General features: G+C 36.9%; 16 protein-coding genes and 1 tRNA gene. 10 read left to right on the forward strand and 7 right to left on the reverse strand.

Annotated features, from left to right (window positions below):
• Positions 1 to 246: 246 nt before the first annotated feature.
• A tRNA-Sec gene (locus tag ACIPUA_RS21815) sits at positions 247 to 341 on the reverse strand.
• 315 nt (positions 342 to 656) lie between these two features.
• Here ACIPUA_RS21815 and prlC point away from each other — a divergent pair.
• Positions 657 to 2699, forward strand: coding sequence for an oligopeptidase A (gene prlC / locus ACIPUA_RS21820; RefSeq protein WP_042848587.1), 2043 nt, complete (start codon positions 657 to 659; stop codon positions 2697 to 2699).
• The gene (gene rsmJ, locus ACIPUA_RS21825) at positions 2692 to 3462 is read left to right on the forward strand and encodes a 16S rRNA (guanine(1516)-N(2))-methyltransferase RsmJ (RefSeq protein WP_449060136.1); all 771 of its coding nucleotides are present in this window, start codon (positions 2692 to 2694) and stop codon (positions 3460 to 3462) included. The genes prlC and rsmJ overlap by 8 nt, the downstream gene beginning before the upstream one ends.
• A gap of 84 nt (positions 3463 to 3546) precedes the next feature.
• On the opposite strand, the gene gdhA is transcribed toward rsmJ, so the two are convergent.
• The gene (gene gdhA / locus ACIPUA_RS21830) at positions 3547 to 4881 is read right to left on the reverse strand and encodes an NADP-specific glutamate dehydrogenase (protein WP_048605562.1); all 1335 of its coding nucleotides are present in this window, start codon (positions 4879 to 4881) and stop codon (positions 3547 to 3549) included.
• Between the two features lie 266 nt (positions 4882 to 5147).
• Positions 5148 to 5582: a universal stress protein UspA gene (gene uspA / locus ACIPUA_RS21835; protein ID WP_042848590.1), complete on the reverse strand. Its 435-nt coding sequence runs from the start codon at positions 5580 to 5582 to the stop codon at positions 5148 to 5150.
• 563 nt (positions 5583 to 6145) lie between these two features.
• On the opposite strand from uspA, the gene uspB reads away from it, so the two are divergent.
• Positions 6146 to 6481, forward strand: coding sequence for a universal stress protein UspB (gene uspB, locus ACIPUA_RS21840; RefSeq protein ID WP_042848591.1), 336 nt, complete (start codon positions 6146 to 6148; stop codon positions 6479 to 6481).
• A gap of 133 nt (positions 6482 to 6614) precedes the next feature.
• On the opposite strand, the gene pitA is transcribed toward uspB, so the two are convergent.
• Positions 6615 to 8105, reverse strand: coding sequence for an inorganic phosphate transporter PitA (gene pitA, locus ACIPUA_RS21845; protein WP_449060149.1), 1491 nt, complete (start codon positions 8103 to 8105; stop codon positions 6615 to 6617).
• A gap of 373 nt (positions 8106 to 8478) precedes the next feature.
• Here pitA and ACIPUA_RS21850 point away from each other — a divergent pair, with 373 nt between their 5' ends.
• A complete protein-coding gene (locus ACIPUA_RS21850; RefSeq protein WP_449060137.1) occupies positions 8479 to 9666 on the forward strand; it encodes an NAD(P)/FAD-dependent oxidoreductase in 1188 nt (395 codons plus the stop codon).
• 760 nt (positions 9667 to 10426) lie between these two features.
• Here ACIPUA_RS21850 and ACIPUA_RS21855 read toward each other — a convergent pair.
• Both ACIPUA_RS21855 and ACIPUA_RS21860 read right to left on the reverse strand, forming a co-directional pair.
• The gene (locus tag ACIPUA_RS21855; RefSeq protein WP_042848593.1) at positions 10427 to 10624 is read right to left on the reverse strand and encodes a hypothetical protein; all 198 of its coding nucleotides are present in this window, start codon (positions 10622 to 10624) and stop codon (positions 10427 to 10429) included.
• Between the two features lie 462 nt (positions 10625 to 11086).
• Positions 11087 to 13474 carry an OspG family effector kinase gene (locus tag ACIPUA_RS21860; protein ID WP_449060138.1) on the reverse strand — a complete coding sequence of 796 codons (2388 nt, stop codon included), beginning with the start codon at positions 13472 to 13474 and terminating at the stop codon, positions 11087 to 11089.
• A gap of 516 nt (positions 13475 to 13990) precedes the next feature.
• Between ACIPUA_RS21860 and ACIPUA_RS21865 the strand changes: the two genes are divergently transcribed.
• The 4 genes from ACIPUA_RS21865 to ACIPUA_RS21880 all read left to right on the forward strand — a co-directional run bounded on the left by ACIPUA_RS21865 (position 13991) and on the right by ACIPUA_RS21880 (position 17727).
• A complete protein-coding gene (locus tag ACIPUA_RS21865) occupies positions 13991 to 14362 on the forward strand; it encodes a hypothetical protein (RefSeq protein WP_449060139.1) in 372 nt (123 codons plus the stop codon).
• A 10-nt stretch (positions 14363 to 14372) separates the two neighbouring features.
• Positions 14373 to 15866: an EscC/YscC/HrcC family type III secretion system outer membrane ring protein gene (locus tag ACIPUA_RS21870; protein ID WP_449060140.1), complete on the forward strand. Its 1494-nt coding sequence runs from the start codon at positions 14373 to 14375 to the stop codon at positions 15864 to 15866.
• Complete coding sequence (gene sctD, locus ACIPUA_RS21875; RefSeq protein WP_449060141.1) at positions 15863 to 17077, forward strand: type III secretion system inner membrane ring subunit SctD; 1215 nt, start codon at positions 15863 to 15865, stop codon at positions 17075 to 17077. The genes ACIPUA_RS21870 and sctD overlap by 4 nt, the downstream gene beginning before the upstream one ends.
• 239 nt (positions 17078 to 17316) lie before the next feature.
• Positions 17317 to 17727 (forward strand): InvB/SpaK family type III secretion system chaperone, encoded by a 411-nt coding sequence (locus tag ACIPUA_RS21880; protein ID WP_048605565.1) that lies wholly within the window; start codon positions 17317 to 17319, stop codon positions 17725 to 17727.
• Positions 17728 to 17877: 150 nt separating this feature from the next.
• Here the strand turns inward: ACIPUA_RS21880 and ACIPUA_RS21885 are convergent, their stop codons facing one another.
• Positions 17878 to 19449, reverse strand: a complete 1572-nt coding sequence (locus ACIPUA_RS21885) for an ATP-binding protein (protein WP_449060142.1) — start codon at positions 19447 to 19449, stop codon at positions 17878 to 17880.
• Between the two features lie 680 nt (positions 19450 to 20129).
• On the opposite strand from ACIPUA_RS21885, the gene sctR reads away from it, so the two are divergent.
• Both sctR and sctS read left to right on the forward strand, forming a co-directional pair.
• Positions 20130 to 20780, forward strand: a complete 651-nt coding sequence (gene sctR / locus ACIPUA_RS21890; protein WP_042848599.1) for a type III secretion system export apparatus subunit SctR — start codon at positions 20130 to 20132, stop codon at positions 20778 to 20780.
• Between the two features lie 17 nt (positions 20781 to 20797).
• Positions 20798 to 21067 carry a type III secretion system export apparatus subunit SctS gene (gene sctS, locus ACIPUA_RS21895; protein ID WP_042848600.1) on the forward strand — a complete coding sequence of 90 codons (270 nt, stop codon included), beginning with the start codon at positions 20798 to 20800 and terminating at the stop codon, positions 21065 to 21067.
• Positions 21068 to 21069: the final 2 nt, after the last annotated feature.

Here is a 21069-nt window from a genome sequence, read left to right on the forward strand (position 1 = left end):
TAGTGTGTCCCCCCTCCATCGGTCATTTTATAGGGGGTTACCATTGGCCTTGAGGCCGCTACCTGGCAGGCGTAAAGCTTCATTGTGGGGGCATCCAAAAATAGGGGAAAATTATGCCCCCAATTTTGCCCCCAAACAGGGGTAGAAACCAGTAAACAAGGGGAGAATCAGACAGACTTTGAGGTGGTTAATCTTATTGATTTTCAAAGAAGATATGGCTTTTGGAAGAAGTTCAGAAACTGCGTTTGGCGGAAGATCACAGGAGTCGAACCTGCCCGGGACTGCTGGCAGCCCCAACTGGATTTGAAATCCAGCCGCCTCACCGGAGACGACGATCTTCCTCTATAACCTATAGATTGGAGCATGATTATAGACTGAATCCATTATTTTCTAAAGCATTGAAACTGCAACTATCACCTTTATTGATAAAAGCTAATAAAAACCCCACTTATTGATAAGCGCTGATAAGAAAAAACGTTATCTTGATATTGAGGTTTACATTTCTGCCCCCATATACTTTCTTATATTCATAATGGTGCGCTAATTTTATGTCCCATACACCAATCGTATTTGGGTATAAATTCACCATTTAACTTTTATTGTCAACACAGTAAGCCTTGGCCTACGAGCACAAGCCTGCAATCACAGGATGTTTTATGACAAATGCATTATTAACCGATTCTGCCCTACCTCGCTTTTCTACTATAGAACCTGCACATGTTTTTCCTGCTGTCGAGCACGTACTCACCGAGTACCGTCAAACAGTTGAAAACCTCCTTGATGCCACAGACCAATATACTTGGGATAACCTGTGCCAACCGTTAGAAGAAGCCAGCGATAAACTCTCCAGAGTTTGGTCGCCAGTGAGCCACCTGCATTCGGTAAAAAATAGCCCTGAATTGCGTGAAGCCTATGAACAATGTTTACCGCTGCTGTCTGAATTCAGTACGTGGATGGGTCAGCACGAACCTTTATATCAAGCCTATAAATCATTAAAAGAAGGCGCTGAATTTAACTCACTCAGCCAATCACAGCGGAAATCTATCGAGAATACTTTACGTGATTTCGAGCTATCTGGAATTGGCTTACCCCCTGAAAAACAGCAACGTTATGGTGAAATTGTTGCGCGTTTGTCAGAGATTGCCTCTAAATTTAGCAATAATGTGCTTGATGCCACCATGGGGTGGACGAAACTCATTAAAGATGAAAAAGAATTAGCGGGTATGCCAGAAAGCGCCATCGCGGCAGCTAAAGCCATGGCAGAAGCCAAAGGTGAAGAAGGTTATCTATTAACCCTCGATATGCCAAGCTACCTACCTGTCATGACTTACGCCGACAACGCAGAATTGCGCCGTGAAATGAGCCATGCATATAGCACTCGTGCTTCAGACCAAGGGCCAAATGCCGGTAAATGGGATAACAGCGAACTCATTGATGAGTTAATGGCATTACGCCATGAACTTGCACAATTATTAGGTTTTAAAAACTACGCTGATAAATCTCTGGCAACAAAAATGGCAGAATCACCAGAGCAAGTATTAGGCTTCTTAAATGACTTAGCACAACGCGCCCACCAGCAAGGTAAAGATGAACTTGCTGAATTAACCGCCTTTGCAAAACAGCATTATGGTGTCGATACCCTAGAGTCTTGGGACTTAGCGTATTATAGCGAAAAGCAGAAACAGCATAAATTCTCATTAAGTGATGAGCAACTACGCCCTTATTTCCCGGAGCAACGTGTCCTTAATGGCTTATTTGAAGTCGTTCACCGTATTTATGGGTTAACGGCAAAAGAACGCAATGATGTAGAAACATGGCATAAAGATGTGCGTTTCTTTGAGTTATACGATGATACCAATACTTTACGCGGTAGCTTCTACCTAGACCTCTATGCACGTGAACACAAACGTGGTGGAGCTTGGATGGACGACTGCATGGGCCGTATGGTGCATAAAGATGGTTCATTACAAAACCCAGTTGCTTATCTAACCTGTAACTTCAACAAACCATTAGGTGATAAGCCAGCACTCTTTACCCATGATGAGGTGATCACACTATTCCACGAGTTTGGTCATGGCTTACATCATATGTTAACGAAGATTGATGTTGCTGATGTAGCAGGGATCAATGGGGTACCATGGGATGCGGTAGAACTACCAAGTCAGTTTATGGAAAACTGGTGCTGGGAACCTGAAGCACTCGAGTTTATTTCAGGGCATTATGAAACAGGCGAACCATTACCTGCAGAAATGCTAAGTAGCATGCTGGCTGCGAAAAACTACCAATCTGCAATGTTTGTGCTACGCCAATTAGAGTTTGGTTTATTTGATTTCACCTTGCATGCTGAATATGACCCAGCTAAAGGGGCTCAAGTTATGCCAACCTTATACGCCATTAAAGATAAAGTCGCGGTAGTGCCTTCACCTAAATGGGCACGCTTCCCGCATGCCTTCAGCCATATCTTCGCAGGGGGTTATGCTGCGGGTTATTACAGCTATTTATGGGCAGATGTTTTAGCCGCAGATGCATATTCGCGTTTCAGTGAAGAAGGTATTTTTAATCGCCAAACTGGTCAGTCATTCCTTGACAATATTTTAAGCCGCGGCGGCTCTGAAGAACCAATGGCGCTATTTGAGCGCTTCCGTGGCCGTAAACCAGAACTAGACGCGATGTTAAAGAGCTATGGTATTCATGGCTAATAGCACTGCGATCCAATTGATCTGTGAAGAGGGTGCCGATCGCGGCGCCCTTTCCCAACTTTCTGAAAAATGGCAGCTTTCTCATACCCCTAACGCGGTGATGGCTCTGGTACTAACCCCTGAAAACTTACAACTACGTAAACTGGATGAACCCAAACTCGGGGGGATTTTTGTGGATTTTGTGTCAGGAGCCATGGCTCATCGACGAAAGTTTGGTGGTGGTCGTGGTGAAGCTGTCGCCAAAGCTGTTGGAACTAAAAAAGATTATCTTCCTGACGTGATAGATGCGACGGCTGGCCTTGGCCGTGATGCCTTTGTTTTAGCCTCTCTAGGCTGCCGTGTCCGTATGTTAGAACGCCACCCTGTTGTAGCTGCATTATTAGATGATGGCCTACAGCGGGGCTATCAAGACGCTGAAATTGGAGAGTGGTTAAAAGAACGTATGTCTTTGATCCATGCTTCTAGTATTACTGCTTTAAAAGAAGTGACTCACGCACCCGATGTTATTTACCTTGATCCAATGTATCCACATCGGCAAAAAAGCGCTTTAGTTAAGAAAGAAATGCGAGTGTTTCAGTCATTGGTAGGGGCTGATGATGATGCGGATTCCTTACTCGCACCAGCTATCGCCTTAGCAAAACGAAGAGTGGTTGTTAAACGCCCTGATTACGCAGAGCCCCTAGCGGGACAAAAAGCGCCTTCAGCAATTACGACAAAAAGCCATCGATTTGATATATATCCGTGCATTAAAAATAGTGACTAAAACGTAACGGCGAAGGGCGTATGTACAGGTGAAATTATCAATATAATACAGCCGCCCTTTCGCGTACGTTTACAGGTCAGAGAATTACAACACACCCTGCCCAAGCATTGCATCTGCGACTTTCACGAAGCCTGCGATGTTAGCGCCTTGAACATAGTTTGTTTGTTTCTCCTCACCCCCAAATTCAACACAGTGTTGGTGAATATCCAGCATGATGTGATGTAAGCGAGCATCTACTTTTTCAGCTTTCCAACTGAGACGAGCCGCATTTTGCGCCATTTCTAAACCTGACGTTGCCACCCCACCCGCATTCGCGGCTTTACCTGGCGCAAACAAAACACCCGCTTCTAGGAACAACTCCGTTGCCGGAATGGTTGTTGGCATATTCGCCCCTTCTGCGACTGCTTTGACCCCATTTTTAATCAACACTTTTGCAGCATCAATATCTAGCTCATTTTGTGTTGCACAAGGTAACGCAATATCCACTGGCACATTCCACGGTTGCTGACCCGCTAAGTAAGTTAAACCAAACTCTTTGGCATACTCTTCAATGCGACCATAGTTATTTTTGATTTCTTCTAAACGAGCCAGTTTTTCTGTTGTGAAACCAGCTTCATCCACCACAGTACCGCCTGAATCAGAAGCTGTGACAACTTTAGCACCCAGTTCCATGCATTTATCAATCGTATACTGTGCTACGTTACCTGAACCAGAAACAGCAACTCGCATACCATCAAAACCTAAGCCATGGCGTTTTAACATCGCATTAGTAAAGTAAACTAAACCATAGCCAGTCGCTTCTGGGCGGATCAAACTCCCACCGAAAGACAGACCTTTACCCGTAAATACACAAGAGGTGTCGTTAGACAGTTTTTTCATCATACCGGTCATGAAACCGACTTCACGTCCACCCACGCCAATGTCCCCAGCAGGTACGTCAGTGTTTGAGCCAATATGGCGATATAATTCAGTCATCAAGGCTTGGCAAAAACGCATCACTTCACCATGGCTTTTCCCTTTAGGATCGAAGTCAGACCCCCCTTTGCCTCCGCCCATCGGTAATGTTGTTAACGCATTCTTCAGTGTTTGCTCAAAGCCTAAGAACTTCAGAATTGATAAGTTAACGGATGGGTGAAAGCGCATTCCACCTTTGAATGGCCCAATGGCTGAACTGAATTGAACACGCCAAGCACGGTTCACTTGCACTTTGCCGTGGTCATCAACCCAACATACGCGGAACTGAATAACGCGCTCAGGTTCAACGAAGCGTTCAAGTAATGCTTGGTCACGATACTTTGCATTTTGTTCTAAAAAAGGCCAAAGAGAAGTGAATACTTCCCGCACAGCTTGTAAAAACTCAGGCTGTGAAGGATCTCTTTTTTGGACAGACTCCAAGAACGAAGATAGTGATTGTGTCATCTATGTCTTCCTTTTTAACATGTAGTTGTTGTGATGTGCCTCACTCTTTCTTGTCATTATTTTTAGGAAATGTGAGGTTGATTTGTGTTTGCCTATTGAATATATCATTAGTTTGTATTCTAAATTCAAGGTTTTTTTTCACTGTAATGCAAAATAAATCGCTTGACCTGCCAATAACCACCTCGAAGTACATATTTTGTAACAAAAAAAACGCCTGCATAAGCAAGCGTTTTTAGTGAATAATTTCTCTAATTTAGCGATGTGACTTATTCTTCATCGTCATTTAATGGCACAATCAACATATCCACATGAACTGTATTGATTAGCTGACGAGCAGATGACATTAACTTGCTCCAGAAATCTTGGTGATGACCACAGACGACTAAATCCATATTATATTTTTTAATCGCATCAACCAGTACTTGGCCTAAATCACCACTACCGCTAAGAGTTTCTTGGATTTCATAATCTGCACCTGCAGACAAGTCCTTCAGAGCGTTACGAGTTTCATCCGTAATACGCTGTTGCATGTCACCAAGGTTGACATCAATAAGACCAGTGTAGAGGTCCGAATAGTTCACATCAACATGGATCATGGATACTTTGGCCCCGTAAGGTTTTGCCATAGAGACAGCCTTATCCAGTAATACTTTACTTTCAGGTGATAAATCTACCGCCACAAGAATATGTTTGTAAGCCATAAGTAAACTCCTTCCAAATGCTGATTATCCAGTGGTTATGCCTTCACCACATCTTTATGAATACTATACCTGCAAATTGTGATTATTAAGTGTTGCTTTGATCACATCTAAGCAGATTAACCTTTAAATCATCAGTTCATATAACATTTTATAAAACAATAACATCATTCATTCAATATTAATATATTTGCCTAAACAATTTGAGCTAAGGATACACTAAAATTGCGTAAAACATTCACCCATGCTCTTTTATATTTTAGACGAACATACATAGAAACTACTGACAATTTTCTCAATATAAACAAATAGTCATCATAATTTTGTGCCCGCTGCACTTTTTTTAAGCAAGAATATATCCTACAATAAAAAAACTTAGTTTAAGTGCAACGTTTTGCTGTATTTCCTTTGTGACAATTGCAGTGAGCTAGGCGCAGTTGAACTTTGCTGGTCACTTCTCATTAATACAAGGCATGAAAATCAATAGCATTACGGTAAAGCGATAGCTTTGCTGCTGAGAGAACCAATCAAAAGGTCAATAGCCCCTAGGTTCTAAGGAGGGGATTATGTTCAGTATGATTGCATTGTTTTGGGCATTATGTATTTTATGTATCTTGAATATGATGCGGTATTTTTCTTCAATTCGTGTTTTATTGTCCATTTTAAGGGATTCAGACCCTCTGCTCTACCAATCCGTTGATGGTAATGGGTTTTTTACCACCCATGGTCAACTGAACAAACAGCTGCGATTGGTTAGGTACATCAATAATAAACAATATATTGACCACTACGACCCAGAAGTCATTTTACGCTGTGAGCGAATTCGTAAGCAATTTATGATGATAAGTAGACTTAGCATTCTTGTTGCTGTAAGCCTAATCTACTTATTAGTGACAGGTTAATAATATTCACCCACCTAACGATAAAAAAAGAGTGATGGCCTTACGGCCATCACTCTTTCGTATATTTATATTACTATGTTCATGTAACGTTTAAAGGCCCCATACAAACGATATGAAGCCAAGTTAAGCGCTGTTAGATAAACAGCAATGATAGCCAGTACAAACCGCCAGATAACACAATTGAAACAGGCAGAGTCAGTAGCCACGCTAAAGCAATGCTCTTGATGGTTTTAGTTTGCACACCACCACCGTCGACAACCATGGTACCAGCGACTGCTGAAGATAAAACTTGCGTCGTTGAAACAGGCATCCCAGTGTAACTTGCAACACCGATGGAAACCGCCGCCGTGACTTGCGCGGAAACACCTTGCGCATAAGTCATGCCTTTCTTACCAATTTTCTCACCAATGGTAACAGCAACGCGCTGCCAGCCAAACATGGTACCTAACGATAACGCTAAGGCAACAGCAATGATGATCCAAAGTGGCGCATACTCAACGGTATACAGCAAGTCATTACTCAATTTTTTCAGTAAACTCGCATCTTTCGAACTCGTTTCTGGTAACTTAGCAACAGCATTTGCGGTATCAGAGATACATATCAATAAACGACGTGCATGATTACGTTGATCAGGCGTTAGCTCTTCATAGCTTTGAATTCCATCCAGCATGGTTTGCGCTTGATTTAAAATCGCACCAGTACGGGAACTATCACAGTGGAATTCACCACCGGGCTCATCGCTGCTTTCAGCCACCACAGGGGCATTTTCTATCGCATGGTTTAACGCTGGTTTATGTGTTTCATAGTATTGTTGCAGGTGGACAACCGCATCATGCGTTTTAGCGATATCATAGCCGTTTGAATTCATATTCATCACGAAGCCCGCTGGCGCAACACCAATTAGCACCAGCATGATAAGACCGATGCCTTTTTGGCCATCGTTCGCACCATGGGAGAAACTGACACCAACCGCAGATAAAATCAATGCAGTACGCGTCCAAAATGGTGGCTTACGCTTCCCATCTTTTTTCTCACGTTCTGCTGGGGTTAAGTGAATTCGACGACGTTTCTTTGTGCCACTCCAATAACGGCGCAAAAAGAAAATCATCAAACCAGCTATCACAAAACCAATTGCGGGAGATAAAATCAATGACATGAAAATACTGATCATTTTCGGTACGTTCAAGGCATCAACTACAGATGAATCAGTTACAATCGCGTTGGTTAAACCCACCCCGATAATCGCCCCGATCAGCGTATGTGAACTTGAAGCAGGGATACCTAAGTACCACGTTCCAAGGTTCCAAATGATTGCAGCCAGAAGCAATGAAAAAACCATTGCAAGGCCGTGAGCTGAGCTCACATTAAGCAAGAGGTCTGTTGGTAAGAGGTGGACAATTGCATACGCAACGCTCAACCCTCCCAGCAAGACACCGAAAAAGTTAAAAACCCCTGCCATGACAACTGCGAACTGAGCCCGCATTGCTCTGGTATAAATAACCGTTGCTACCGCGTTAGCGGTGTCATGGAAGCCATTTATAGCCTCATAGAACAGCACAAATAACAGTGCTAGAACTAATAATAGACCTGTATGAAATTCTAAACCTGTAAAAAGATGTAGCATAGACGTTAAGCCATTATATGTTGGACATGAACGCGGCGCATTATCAGTGACAAACGCTGGCGGTGGAAGCAAAATCTAACCTTTTTTTGATTTAACTACCCATCAAAAAAGTACCTCATAGTAATTACCCCATATATTTCAATAGATTGGCTTAAACAAATTTATTCTGAATTTTTGCAACTTTTTAACGATGTTTCCAGAAAATAATCATCATTTGCTATTTTTTGCCGAATTTCTCTAATTATAATACGTCCTACATACTTTTCATCAGTTCTACCTCAAAGCTTTACATTACAATCATGACAAGATGACGTAAAATATCTATGTTCATAATGTAATTATGCTTAAAATCAAATATATAGAGAACCTTATTGTGAAAAATATTGACGTTATTATTTTAGGTGCAGGTGCAGCAGGTTTATTTTGTGCCTCACTCGCTGGCAAACGAGGCTTAAATACGCTGGTGCTTGATAACGGAAAAAAACTCGGCAGAAAAATATTGATGTCCGGGGGTGGCAGGTGCAATTTTACAAACATGTACACAGAACATAGCAATTACCTTTCAAGTAACCCTCACTTTTGTAAGTCAGCACTTGCTCGCTACACACAATGGGATTTTATTGCCTTGGTCGCAAAATATAATATTGCTTACCATGAAAAAACATTAGGGCAGCTTTTTTGTGATAATAGCGCACAAGATATCGTCGATATGCTAAAAACTGAATGTGATTTACCAAATGTGGCTATCAAGCTACGCAGTGAAGTCACCGCCGTCGAAAAAACAGATAATGGTTTCTTAGTTACTATCAACGGGGAAAATGTGAGTGCCCACTCACTCATTGTTGCAACCGGAGGGTTATCTATGCCCGGTCTCGGTGCAACACCCTTTGGTTATCGTCTCGCAGAACAGTTTGGGCATACCATTATTCCTACACGTGCAGCATTAGTGCCTTTTACTTTACACAAGCCACTGTTAGAAGCATTACAAGTACTTTCAGGTATATCCGTTCCTGCTGAGGTTACAGCAATGGATGGGACCGTATTTAAAGAAAATATCTTGTTTACCCACCGTGGTCTCTCTGGGCCTGCAATTTTGCAAATTTCTAGTTACTGGCTTCCTGGCGAGTATGTAAGTATTAACTTACTTCCTAACCTTTCATTAACTGACTTTATTATGGTGGAAAAACAAAAACACCCTAACCAATCACTTAAAAATACACTGGCTAAATTATTACCAAAACGGTTAATCGAGGTATTACAGGCGCTAGGGCAAATCCCTGAGTGTCCACTAAAGCAACTTAATCACCCTCAGGTTGAAGCACTACATAACACCTTACATCAATGGCAGGTACAACCTAATGGAACTGAAGGCTATCGTACCGCTGAAGTTACACTTGGTGGAGTGGACACACATGAAATTTCATCTAAAACGATGGAATCGCTTAAAGTATCTGGCTTGTATTTTATTGGTGAAGTCATGGATGTGACGGGTTGGTTAGGCGGCTATAATTTCCAGTGGGCATGGAGTTCAGCAGCAGCATGCGCTGAAAATTTACCTTAATATGAACACATAAAAATACGGTCATCCGAATTGGTGAGCGTGATATTGCTCACCATCAACCAAAACAATCTGCTCATTGCTTGATTAAAGCCATCACCGAAAAGTCCCAAGCGCGGCCGAGGTCATGATCGAATTAAAATAAGCAATCATCTCGGAAGACAGAACCGCCGTACACTTAACCCCCAATTTAAATTTTTCGAAATTGAAATTTATAATTAGATAGCTCTAATAATTCTAAACGCTTTAAGGTGGTTAGGTTACGCCATAGAACTCGGGTTTTTAATTCTCACTATACTCAATCAGCACTGCCTAAGACAGCCAATAAAGCCCTTACTTAACAAAGAACCATATTCATAACTATCCTTGAGATTTTCCCATGAAACTCTTTTTTAACCTTTCATGTTAGGAAGTCATGTAAAAAACCATTATCTATATTATTCCTTTATTATATATAACCTAAAGACAGTTCTATAAGTTTAGATATTTTTTTATATTCAAACTTTCGTTCATTACTTGGGTGCTTAACCAGCTTTAAACTCACAGCGGTTGAACTATTAAAAATGTGTAATCTACACATACAGTAAAAAACCATTTACACCCTATTTAAATTATAAATAAGAGTGAGATTTCTAGACATTAACTTATTATCAATAATATTTAGTTAGTTTAAAATATGTTTTTTAGATATTAAATTTATATTTTTTATATTAAATGGCCCCTTTCGGGGCTATCGGTGTCATTATAAAATACTGAGATAGTATTATCGAGTTAGAGTAATTCGAGTGCGCGATTTTAACATTTCATTTTGATCCTCTACTTTGTTTTCATCAAGTGCTTTTCTAGTTGCCTCAATAATAAAGGAACTAAGAGATAAGGAAGTATATCCGTTTTTTTTAAAGTATTGATATTTTTCTATATATTCAATTGGAATATTGATTAACTTTGCTTTTTTTAACATAAAATCACCATTGCGTTGATTTATAACCTTGTATGTATCTGTGTAGAAATGTGACTAACATCATCTAAATTTAAGGTGAAACAATATAAAACGATTAACAGTTCTAAACAAAAAATAAAAAGTAACAAATATTAAATATCAATATTATTCATACATTTAGGAGAAGCTATCCATCTTCCCTAAAATCAACCGAATAGCTAGATTAGATACACACATTACCATAACTGGCTTTACATCTAACTCACTTTTAAAAATAGACCTCAGCCATTAGCAGCAATCATTAAATTATCTTTCATATCATAAACGAATAGTTAGTGTGCTTGATTTAATATTATAAATATATTTATAACCACTATAGAAATATTGATTTATATCCGAACCCCTTATCGGATATCAATACCGGTTCATTACCCGCACGGATAGCCCATTTATCAGGCACAGGCCCTCACAAGGTTCCTGCCTTTAGTGCTCCTTTCTGCGGTTTCCTATCTCTCTTAAGATTTCATTAAAGATACGGTCGAAACTATTTCTCATAGTATTAGTTTTTGACTCACTAACTATCTCACCTTTTGGTAAAAAATCGGCTGAGTCAAAATCTATCACAAAGAACTCGCCATTATTATATATGATGTTCCCCTTATTTATGTCGTTATGTGAGATCCCATGACTTTGCAATAAAGAAGATAGTTTCTCAGATGGTTTACTCGTTTTAATTGCCGTCTCTATTTCTTCTAATAACACAGGGTTAGATAAGTCTTTAATACTACTTAATACATACCCATCTATTTTCTTCAATTTCACTGACACCGTTGCAGAACCATCTTTGTATGGAGTAACTCTTACTGTACCTGAACCTTTTCCATAATACCGATTAAATCCTTCTGCATTTTTTTTTGCTGAAGAGAGCCTACTTTTGTGAGTCTTATTAATTCTGCTCTTATAGATTTTGCTAACAAACCCATCCCCTATATCATAAACCTCACTTAAACTTCCTGTACCAATGACTACTGGTTGTATCTTAGATTGGTTTTTTATATGAGACATTGCCACTTTTTCTGGCATGCCAACACTTTCCATCATATTTTCTAGAGGCGTATTTATATAATTAAATCCTCGTTCCCTACTAAAACAAACAGGGGTTATTTTCTTACTACCAAATATTTTTTTACCCGTAACCATAAACTGTGGCTCATCTATCCAACCCTGTGAGCTAATTAACTTGAAATAAACATTATCGTATTTTAGATAAAGTGTCCCTTTTTCCGACTCATATAATCCAGGATTAGTTTCAGATGGTTTAATCCCTCGGATTCGTCTTTCGGGGACCCCATTATTCCTGTTCTCATTAAGCTTGCTTATCAGCCCGTCAGAAAAATGTAAGCACGAAGAACCCGGTGATCGCCCCAGTCGACATGGTGAGTAGTTTACGGATAATTTCTTCTTTTCATTGACAATGAAATATCTTTTACCGAACCGAGACACCTTTATGTCAGCACTGTCAGTTTTTATAACACCACTTAAACTCGCACTCCTTCCATTTTCTGGGATGTAACGATAGAACTCATAACCAATTTTTATTGCATGAAAGGATCCTGCAGATGTTTGACTTGTTACGGTATAGATACCATGCTGATTTGGGCTTATTGAAACCAGTGTTTTTTTGTCTATGCTCCCATTTAATAGTTTACCTATCCTAAATGGGAAGTAAACTTTTTCACCTGATGTTTTAATGTACTTGGGAGTTCTTACCCATTGCTTATTTTTCAAAGAGTAAGATATTCTTCGGTGCTTACCATCAATATTAGTAAAATATCTACCATTTTTAATAATAAACTCTCTGTCAGTCCCTTTAATATTAACTGACAATTTGTTATTTTTAAAAGATAAGCCCTCAGGCACCCTTAACTGACCTTCAATTGTTTGTCCTTTTGAATCTTTTGGGGAGATAGCTACGATGCTTTTACCCAAAGTAATAAGTTGGTCATTTACTTCAAATAAATCATCCGTATTCAGTTGTTTATTATCGATGCTATCCGCTATCATTCTGAATAGAGCCCCACCCAATCTTTGTGTAACCACAAGTGGCTGACTACCAGGTAGCAATGCTGTAATTGCCGATATCGTTTTGTCTACCTTTGAGGTTATCGATAAAAGATTTACCCTTTCTTCTGGGGTTGGGCATCCGTAATTATTATTATAATAATGAATAACCTGAGATTCCTTTGCAAGTTCACTTACTGGGTTCCTTAAAGTTTCACCAATCTGTCTGAATACATCTGGGCGGGATAAGTTTTGTCTTTTTTCAAAACACGAAGAATCCAACTTTACGGTTTTAACATCATCAGGTTCAGGTGGAGGGGTCGTCGTTTTCTGTTTAAAAACCGCATATCTAGATGACCGATTTTTTATAGGCAGCTTTTTTTCTTTATCTTGATATCCTGCTGCAGGTAATACACTGGCCTCTTGGATGGTCTCCCAGAAGTGATTACTGTTAGCCGATTGCTCAACATTTTCAGACATTGAAGGTTTCATTTCGCTCTCGGATACCGTTGTTGGGCTAGTTGCAACAACAGGGGTATAGGTTAACTGAACTTCGGTTAGCAACATTAGCAGTGGGGCTGCTATACCCTGTCGCGGATTTGTAGTCTGGTACGATGATCTGCTCAACTGTTCATGAGAATTGACAACTCTGCTAATACTTCGTCCTAAAAGGTGTATTTCATCCGGAATGGCTGAATGGTCAGAGTTTATGCCCCGAGTCTGTTCTATAGGGTTCATCCTAAAACTATTGTGCAGCTTATTCTGATAAGCTCCTGCTGTAACTCTGTACTGCAACGCTGATATTGGCATAATTAGTCCTTTTAATTAAAACGGCGTGCTTATCGGTATTTACGATTTTTGATTGCAGCCCCAAGACATACGTTTTTAATATCCTTTGAGAAATTTATAGGTAGCATGACGATTACAGATTGGTGAATAATAGACATCTACTGTCTCCCTATTTTTATCAATCACACGGTAAAGATAAAAGCATTTATCCGTTAACTTTCATATAGGTTTTATTAAGTTGCCATAAAAAGACAGCACAAATAAATTGATATGTTTTGATGATATCGTTCCAATCACATATTTAATCTAAAACTTATCATGAAAAGCCAGTGGAATATCTATAGACCCTATATATTTAAGATAATAATTTATAGTGAAATATTTTTTGCTAATCAGAAAGTTAATTAATATTATATTTTTATACTAAAAAATAAAACTGGCTGAAATATAAATAAATATAATTCAGGGTATTACCTTATATCTTAAATTCTAAAACGCTTCAAAATACGCTTCTATTTTTATCATTGTAGAGGTTATATGAAACTCCCAGCTCCATTCATAGCCCAAGAAAACATAAAACAGATAACTTCACTAACCGATAGAGTGCTCCTTGATATTAATGGTACCCCAGCGTGGGTGGGGAACTATGCTTATGGTATGTGCTTAGCGATAGATACTGGCTTACAAAATATAAATACAAAATGGCTAATGCATGTTTGTTTATGGCTGGCATCTAAGTGCAGTTTTACTGATGATAGCCTTATTTTAGAATCTAACCGTTTATATTTACTACATCATTACAGCAAAGAACTAAATCATCAGCAGTATAAAAAGCTAATATATCAACAGACTAAACTAGTTAAATGGCTATTTAAACACTATACAAACACGATATTAACCGATAATTAGAACTAATATAATGATAAGAATATTATTTGTTTTTATAACAATAGCTGCCTTACATTGCTATGGGGCTTTAGCATCGACAATACCATGGAAAAATGACTCACTTTTTTTTATTTCGAGTAGAGGAAATAAGCTTTCAGAAGTCCTACGTGATTTCGGAGCAAATTATAATATTCCTGTAATTGTGAGTAATCAAATAGATGATATTTTTGTCGGGACCATCCCTAAAATGCTCCCTGAATTAGCATTAAATAAGATTTCTCGTATGCATAAGCTCGCTTGGTACTATGATGGACAAGCACTTTATTTCTACAAAGCTCAAGAAGTAAGCTCCGAACTTATAGCTCCAACTTATTTAAATATAAATACTTTTATTCAGCAATTAAAAAACAGTAATATATTAGGTCAACCTTACTGCCAAGCTAGTATTATTTCTGCATCTAATACCCTACAAATACAAGGTGTTCCCATATGTATTCAACGCATTGAGACAATGGCAACCCGTATTGATGCACAAAAATTAAATCAAGACCAAAACCAAGAAGAGATCCGTGTATTTCCTCTCAAGTACGCTAATGCAGCGGATGGAAATTATGAATATCGAGGCCAAAAAATTATTGTCCCCGGCATTATTAGTGTCCTAAAAGATATGGCTCAGGGCCGAACATTACCATTATTACAAAACCAAGGGCAACCATCTCCAACAGATAGCAATCTTCCTATGTTTTCTGTAGATCAAAGACAAAATGCAATTATTATTCGTGATAGAAAACTAACAATGCCACGCTATGCCTCACTCATAACTCAATTAGATAAAAAACCAGTTATTATCGAAATATCAGTGCTCATTGTTGATGTTAATGCCGAAGACTTAAGTACATTGGGCATTGATTGGTCAGCATCCGCCCAAATTGGCGGTGGAAATATAAGCTTAAATAATAACGGAATACCTGATACCAGCAGCTTCTCTTCTATCGTTTCTAATACTAGTAATTTTATGATTAAACTCAATGCACTTCAGCAAAATGCTAAAGCACAAATATTATCTCGCCCTTCAATTGTAACATTAGATAATAACCAAGCTGTTCTAGATAGGAGTATCACATTCCATACAAAACTCATAGCTGACAATACAGCAAAATTGGACTCGATATCAACAGGCTCATTATTACGGGTAACACCTCGGCTAATTGAAGAGCAGGGAAAAAAAGAAATCATGCTAACCCTATCAATTCAAGATGGTAGGCAAATCCATTCAACTAGTGAATTAGAACCACTACCTCAAACACTAAGTTCTGAAGTTTCTACCCAAACTCTTTTGCAAGCTGGGCAAAGCTTATTATTAGGTGGTTTTGTACAAGATGAGCATAGTGAGGGTGAACGCAGAATCCCATTGCTTAGTGATATTCCTATTATTGGAGGTTTATTTAACTCTTCTCAAAAAAATAATCGTAGCACAATACGCTTGTTTCTTATTAAAGCACAGCCAGCCAACCTATACCAATGATGAAACCTCTTTATAAATTAAAATGGCTAAGTGGAATATTAGCGGGTCGAGAATTAGCACTCCCACTCGGTGAAATTCGCTTAGGGGGAGAAACACCTGATATCGCCTTACCACTAGAGTTAAATGCGGAAACACTATTGATCGTGAATGAACAAGGCATTCGCTTGTCTCAGCCTGTTCCCCTTTGGGTAGATGGGTTGCCTTGGGAAACTAATGAGCTATTGCCTCAAAAAAGAGTGATAGACCTCGCTGGATTAGTCTTTATATTTGGAGATATAGAACAACCATTACCAACATTAGCAATTCCGCTAAGAAGAAATAAAAATAAAACTCACGTTGTTACACTAACAATAGCCATCATTTTTTTATTCTTAGTACTCCTTGCTATAGGGATCTCAACTGACATATCTCCAGAAAATGAGGAGCCATTTGATAAAGTTATTTGGTTAGAGCAACAAATGAAACAACCAGATCACCTAGGTTTGCAAGCAAGCTTTGATAATAATGGCATAATTCATCTCAGCGGCGTATCAGTTTCAAAAAATACGATTTATCAACTACAAGAGCAATTCGCCCAATTTGGTTTCTCCTTTTATAATAAAAGCATCGATGTTAGCACACTACATAACCTAGTTCGTCAAACACTAGAAATGAATGGTTATCATGATATTGATATTACTCAAGGTAATAGCTTAGATAGCGTGAAAATTTATGGTGATATTCAATTTGATAATCATTGGCAGCAAACACAAACTCAAATAAATCAAATTAGTTTATTAAAAAGTTGGGTTGTCATTAATGACCGCTCAGAAGAATTTAAAAAAACACTCCATTTTCTTGATTCAGAATCACTTTTAGAGGGACTGAATATTTCAATTGAAAATAATAAATTATTAGTTAGCGGAAAAGTTCCAGATAAAGATTTAGAAAAATTAAATATTATCATTAGTGATTTCAATAAGTCACAAAAAACAAGAATGAAAATAAACTATCAAAACATTCCTAACAAAAATATTATTGATGAATTTTTACCTGGGAAAATTATAAGTATTGGAGGTAATGATGAATATATTTACCTACAACTATCTAACAATATGAGACTATATAAAGGAAGTATTTTACCAAATGGCTATAAGGTGTATTCTCTCAGTATGAATACTCTAATGTTAATATATAAACAAAATTTTTTATCAATTCCAATTAACCTTTAAATATAAAAAAATGTCACAGTTAACGAGTTTAGAACGTAAATTAAAACAAGATAAATCAGGTGGTTATCGTGATGGCCTATTATTCAGAATCAATGCTTCTAAAGAAGACCTGACTAATAGACTGAATGAAACAAACAATTCAATATTGAGAGAGAAAATATACCATATCTTAAACTCTCATTACCAAGTAGAAGAAATCATTGTCATAATATGGAAACGTTATCATCCGGAGGTACTGAATGTATATTGATTTAGCTGAATTAGTTACTAGTGCAATTAGCCATATAGGGCGTGAAGATATACTTCAAAATAATAAAATTGATAACCACTCTGCAATCACTATTAGTTTACATGAGATGCCTGACATTAATATATTCACGGTAGATGAGATGCCCATGATATGGTCAGTATTAAGCCCCAAAGATGAGCTGAATACTGCTTTACATAGTGAAATAATATTGTCAAAATTAATGGATAATACTAACCAATATTTTTACTTTGGGCAGCCTGCCTTATTAAATATTAATGACTATATAGAATTGAGAGCTGTTTTTTCACCTTTTGCTTTAAAAAATGGAGAATCCGCAGCAGATGCAATAAATACTTTCGTCTCTTTCATGAGTAAAATTATTAATTTATGTAAACAGTAAAACAAAATAGAAATTTCATTATAACTTCGCCCGTTTTTTTATATTTAAAATATAAAAATACATTTAAAATGATAAATGATTAGTCGATAAATCATTTATCATTTATCATTTATCATTTATCATTTACATATTAATTTAAATAAATAAAAATTAGCAATAAAGAGATATTTGCTCTAATAAAATATGCTTATCTTTCTCAGACCATTCACCAATTTTAACTTTGCTCTCTAAGTACTGGCAAGCATCATAAATACCATTTATACCTGTCAACGCTGCGCACCCTTTTATTGAATGCAATACAGCTAAAATTTTATTTCCCTGTTTTTCATGCCATGCAATTTCAATTTGCGTTGAAAACTGTTCAAGTGTTGATTTAAACCTAGACCTCAAATCATCACATTCATTGATATTAATTATGGCATCATTTTTTCTTTTATTTTGAGCTAATTCAATCCCCCTTCCCAACTGAATCATAATAACTTTTTCAATAAGATCAGACAATCTATCAATATTAAATGGCTTCAATAAACAATCATTAAACTTCACATTTGTATTATCATTATACTGTATACCTCTATCCCCCGCTGTTGTGGCAATAATAGGAGTGTCATTGTCTAATATTTCATTTTCTAATGTTCTCCAACGTAAAAGCGTTTCAAACCCATTTTGCATTGGCATATTCAAATCCATTAGAACCATGTCATAAATGTTTTTTTTGCCTAAATCAATAGCTATAGAACCAGAACTTGCTAAATCTACTTGATGCCCCATATTTTCCAATATTATTTTTATTATATTTTGATTCAGGGAAACATCATCAACAACCAAAATTTTTAATGACCATAAAGTAGAAGACGCTAAGTTATGTTGCTTCCCTTTATGTTTCCTATTAAATCCAGATGAATTATTACAAAAAAAGCCAGATGGGACATTAAAATCTGAATAGTCTAATAACTTGCTCTTTCCTAAGTTCAGATTAATTTCCCATAAACGTAATTGTTGACCAAAGCCAATATATTTTATAGCTGATGAATTAAACACTTTCCTTAAACACTCATCGCTTTTCATTGGAATATATAATTTAAAATGAGTTCCTTTCCCTAACTGACTTTGTATTTTTATTTTACCATTCATTAGCTTAATAAGATTTGCTGATATGCTTAACCCTAACCCACTGCCATTTTCATTTAAATTCACCTTAAAGAATGGTTTAAATATTTTATTTTGTTGGCTGATATCAATACCTATTCCAGTATCAATAATATCGAAAACTAAATTAGATTTATCTATACCTACTTTAATCTTTATAGAACCTTCAGTTGTAAATTTAATCGCATTTCCAATTAGATTAATAAGTATTTGCATTAAACTTATTTGGCTTACCCTTACCTTTTTAGGAGTATCTGGATAAATATACGTTGATAACGCTAATCCTTTTCTTTTTGCCTCAAAACTAACAATGACCATGACCTTATCAATAAGCTCAAATAAATCAACCAATTCATAACCTAAGTTATAGTTTATCTCTTTAAAATTGAATGAATTATTAATAACATCTAGCATATAATCAGCAGATGTACGCATGATTGCTAATAAATTTTGTTGCTGATGTGTTGGTGATGTCTGTTGCAATAACTCTAAAGCACCAATAATACCATTCATCGGGGTTCTTATTTCATGAATAATACTTTCGCTTATTTCAGCCATATGATCTTTTTTCATTGGTTTACCTATAATTTTACAGACAGAGATTATAAAAATATCATCTAATAATCTATAGCCCTGAGATATTCAGTCAGAATTAATTTTTCTCCCATACATTTTTGGTATAATACAAAACAATAAATCATTCACAAATACAAATAGTAACAAAACAAAATTAAATAATATGTCACCCGCCAGATAATTTTCTTGATAAATATCATTCCTTGTAAAAAAATGAAATTATCAATAAGTATACAACATGAATTTTAATTATGATTAAATTTAAAAAAGCAACAAAAAAAGTAATGTTTGAATATACTTGAAATATCACTAATATAACTTATCAATATAGAAATGATAAAATTAATTTTGTAATTACTTTATTGAAACACACAAAACAATTACTATATTTAACTGTTAACTATAATTACATTCACCTCATAAACATTTTAATCAGGATAATATCACAAATAAAACATGGAATTATTTCTAGCATAAATAAAAATACGATATTTATATTAATATACAGTTACACTTTAGCGTAACCAACCATATAAATTAACAACTTATCCATAAAAAATAAACATTGAACAATGGTGAGGGAACTAAAAGCCTTATAAACTCAGGCTTTTACCTTATACTCAAAAACAGCATCCAACCTCATAATATCATTCACATGATATTTCTGGAATTTTTAGATGCCTTTATTAGACCAGCCATTACAATTGATTCTTATATTATTTATGCTATCTATTTTTCCTTTAGCTCTCGTATTAGGTTCGTCATTCCTAAAAATAGCGATTGTATTTTCTTTACTGCGTAATGCATTAGGTATCCAGCAAACACCACCAAATATCGCAATCTATGGCTTAGCACTCGTCTTAACCTTATTTACAATGGCCCCTATTATTCTTGCTATCCAAAGTAATTTAATTAATGAGCCTATAGAAATAGAATCACCGCTATTTATTCAGAAAGTTGAAAGAAATATATTATTACCTTATAGAGAGTTTCTTAAAAAAAATACAGACCCTGAACAACAATTTTTTTTTGCCAATATCGGTCATCAAATTTGGCCTGAAAAGTATCATGATAAAATTCCAGATGAATCTTTACTTATCCTACTCCCCGCTTTTACCGTTAGCCAACTTATTGAAGCCTTTAAAATAGGTTTATTGTTATTCCTACCGTTCATTGCAATCGACTTAATTGTTTCCAATGTATTACTCGCAATGGGAATGATGATGGTTTCGCCGATGACAATATCTATGCCCTTAAAACTATTAATTTTTGTATTGATGGGGGGCTGGGAAAAATTACTTAGGCAACTGATTCTTTCATTTTCGTAACACTAAGGCCATAAATAATGAGTGAAACTATGGTAATCCAATTAGCAAAACAAATGATGTGGCTTGTTTTACTTTTATCTTTACCTGTCGTCGTCGTCGCATCATGTGTGGGAATTTTAATTAGTTTGTTACAAGCATTAACCCAAATACAAGAACAGACAATTCAATTTCTTGTCAAGTTAATTGCTGTTTCTATTACACTTGCAATCAGCTATCGCTGGATGGGTGACGTAATTCTTACTTATGCAGATCAAGTTTTTGACATGATACTTCATATGAGGGAGTAAGC

It is taken from the genome of Providencia sp. AGC89 (genome assembly GCF_053543535.1).

Coding starts and splice junctions, on each gene's coding strand:
- prlC (WP_042848587.1), top strand. CDS start 657: ATGACAAATGCATTATTAACCGATTCTGCCCTACCTCGCTTTTCTACT.
- rsmJ (WP_449060136.1), top strand. CDS start 2,692: ATGGCTAATAGCACTGCGATCCAATTGATCTGTGAAGAGGGTGCCGAT.
- gdhA (WP_048605562.1), bottom strand. CDS start 4,881: ATGACACAATCACTATCTTCGTTCTTGGAGTCTGTCCAAAAAAGAGAT.
- uspA (WP_042848590.1), bottom strand. CDS start 5,582: ATGGCTTACAAACATATTCTTGTGGCGGTAGATTTATCACCTGAAAGT.
- uspB (WP_042848591.1), top strand. CDS start 6,146: ATGTTCAGTATGATTGCATTGTTTTGGGCATTATGTATTTTATGTATC.
- pitA (WP_449060149.1), bottom strand. CDS start 8,105: ATGCTACATCTTTTTACAGGTTTAGAATTTCATACAGGTCTATTATTA.
- ACIPUA_RS21855 (WP_042848593.1), bottom strand. CDS start 10,624: ATGTTAAAAAAAGCAAAGTTAATCAATATTCCAATTGAATATATAGAA.
- ACIPUA_RS21860 (WP_449060138.1), bottom strand. CDS start 13,474: ATGCCAATATCAGCGTTGCAGTACAGAGTTACAGCAGGAGCTTATCAG.
- ACIPUA_RS21865 (WP_449060139.1), top strand. CDS start 13,991: ATGAAACTCCCAGCTCCATTCATAGCCCAAGAAAACATAAAACAGATA.
- ACIPUA_RS21870 (WP_449060140.1), top strand. CDS start 14,373: ATGATAAGAATATTATTTGTTTTTATAACAATAGCTGCCTTACATTGC.
- sctD (WP_449060141.1), top strand. CDS start 15,863: ATGATGAAACCTCTTTATAAATTAAAATGGCTAAGTGGAATATTAGCG.
- ACIPUA_RS21880 (WP_048605565.1), top strand. CDS start 17,317: ATGTATATTGATTTAGCTGAATTAGTTACTAGTGCAATTAGCCATATA.
- ACIPUA_RS21885 (WP_449060142.1), bottom strand. CDS start 19,449: ATGAAAAAAGATCATATGGCTGAAATAAGCGAAAGTATTATTCATGAA.
- sctR (WP_042848599.1), top strand. CDS start 20,130: ATGCCTTTATTAGACCAGCCATTACAATTGATTCTTATATTATTTATG.
- sctS (WP_042848600.1), top strand. CDS start 20,798: ATGAGTGAAACTATGGTAATCCAATTAGCAAAACAAATGATGTGGCTT.